Annotated in this window: 1 protein-coding gene; it reads right to left on the reverse strand. The window is 69.0% G+C overall.

Annotated features, from left to right (window positions below; translation table 11 throughout):
* On the reverse strand, window positions 1-1,883 hold a 1,883-nt coding region (locus ADK28_RS28580), incomplete at both ends, for an autotransporter outer membrane beta-barrel domain-containing protein (RefSeq protein ID WP_048797365.1).

The raw sequence follows: 1,883 nt of genomic DNA on the forward strand, positions 1-1,883 counted from the left end.
TTCTGCGACAGCAGCCCGCCGTAGCCCAGCGACAGCGAGGCGTTCTCGTTCACCGCCACTTCCGCCCCCGCCTTCAGCACCATCCCGTCGCGCGACACCGGCACGCTGTCCACCACGAACGGCGCGTTGCCGCCGTTGAACCGCAGCCCGGTGCCACGCTCCAGCCCGCCGTACTGGTGTTGCCACCCCAGCTCGCTGCGCAGCGCCACCGTCGTGCCCGGGCTCACCTGCCACTCAGTGTCCGCGCGCAGTCCCAGCGTCGACACCGTCGCGTCGGTGTGCTGCTTGTCGCCGCGCAGCGCCGCTGCGCCGCCGCTTTCCGCAATGCCGTTGTTTTCAAAGTTCACGTACGCCAGGTTGACGAACGGCTCCAGGTTCAGCCACTCGCCCTTCACGCTGTAGCCCGCTTCGGCGAACAGCTGCTCGGTGCGCGCGCTGTACTTCGCCGTGTCGCGGTCCGACTGCATCCCGTAGTTCACCGACCGCTTGGTGTCGATGCGGTGCCAGGTGTAGCCCGCCCCGCCGCGCAGCGCCAGCGCCCCGAACTGCTTGTCGCCGTACGCCGCCAGGTGGTAGTTATCGCTGTCCGCCTTCGACCCGTATCCGCCGTGCAGCGAGGTGCGGGTGTAGCCGGTCGCCACCCCCAGCCGCCAGTCGGCCGCCGCCGCCGAGTCCAGCCCCACCAGCACCCCGTAGGTCGAGGCCTGATAGCCGGTGGCGTTGGCGTCGCCCGACGCATGGTCCCACGCTCCCAGCAACTGCGCCCAGGCGCCGTCCTCGTCCGCCTTGATGGCCGACGAGCTCGCCAGCCCTTCCGCCTGACGCAGACGCCCGTTCAGCGCCTCACGCAGGTAGCGGCTGTCGTTCACCAGCGCCGACGCGATATCCGCATGGATTTGCCCCGACAGCTGACGGAACGCCTGCCGCGCCTCGCCCGCCGTGCCGCTGTTGAGCAGGCTCTCGTACACCGGGTTGCCCGCCGCCAGCGCATCCGCCGCCGCCGCCACCGCCCGTTCGTTCGGCGTCTGCGCCACGCTGGCGAAGCTTGTGCCGTTGCGCCCGACGCTCAGCGTTACCCCGGTCGGCTGGTAGCTCAGCCCGGTGCCGAGGAACAGGTAGTTCGGCGCCACCGCGTCAAACTGTCCGCTGACCCCCTGCTGCGCGCTCAGGATGGTGTACTGCTGGCCCAGCAGGCTGCGCACCTCGCTTTGCGTCAGCAGGTTGCTGCTGTCCTCCAGCGTGACCGCCACCTCACCGCCGCCGATCGTCGCCGCTCCGCTGCTCTGGATCCGATCGTTCTGGCCGTTCGGGCCCACTTCCACCGCATAGCGCGAACCCGGCTCGAAGCTGACGTCGCCGGCCACGTTCAGGGTGCCGATCGAGTTGCCCGGCGCCACGGTGCCGCCGCGGCGGGCGGTCAGCGAACCGACCGTGCCGCTGCCGCCGACGATGCCGCCGCTCTGCACGCTGACGGCCGAGGTGACCGAGCCGTTGATCGCCAGCCGCCCCTGATTGACCAGCGTCGGCCCGGAATAGGTGTTGGCGCCGGTCATGACCAGCGTGCCCCTCCCTTCTTTGGTCAGGCCGCCATGGCCGGAGATGTTGTTGGAGTAGACTTCCAGTTCGCAACTGATGTCGTCACACTTTCTGGCGTGCAGCGTGCCGGCATCCACCTCGGCGCCCAGACCCGGAATATTGGCGACAAACTGGGTCGGGCCGTAGGCCACGCCCGTCGGATCCGGAATGCGGAACTCCGCAGGAATATCTTCGACGGTATAGAACATGCCCGGGCCGTTGATGGCTTTGCCCAGGTTGATCATCCCCCAGCCGTAGAGCGCGTCGATGCCCGGCGCGCCCATGTCGGTGGCGGTGGTTTTCAGCAC

The organism is Serratia sp. 506_PEND (assembly GCF_001076875.1).
Lineage (GTDB): Bacteria > Pseudomonadota > Gammaproteobacteria > Enterobacterales > Enterobacteriaceae > Serratia > Serratia marcescens.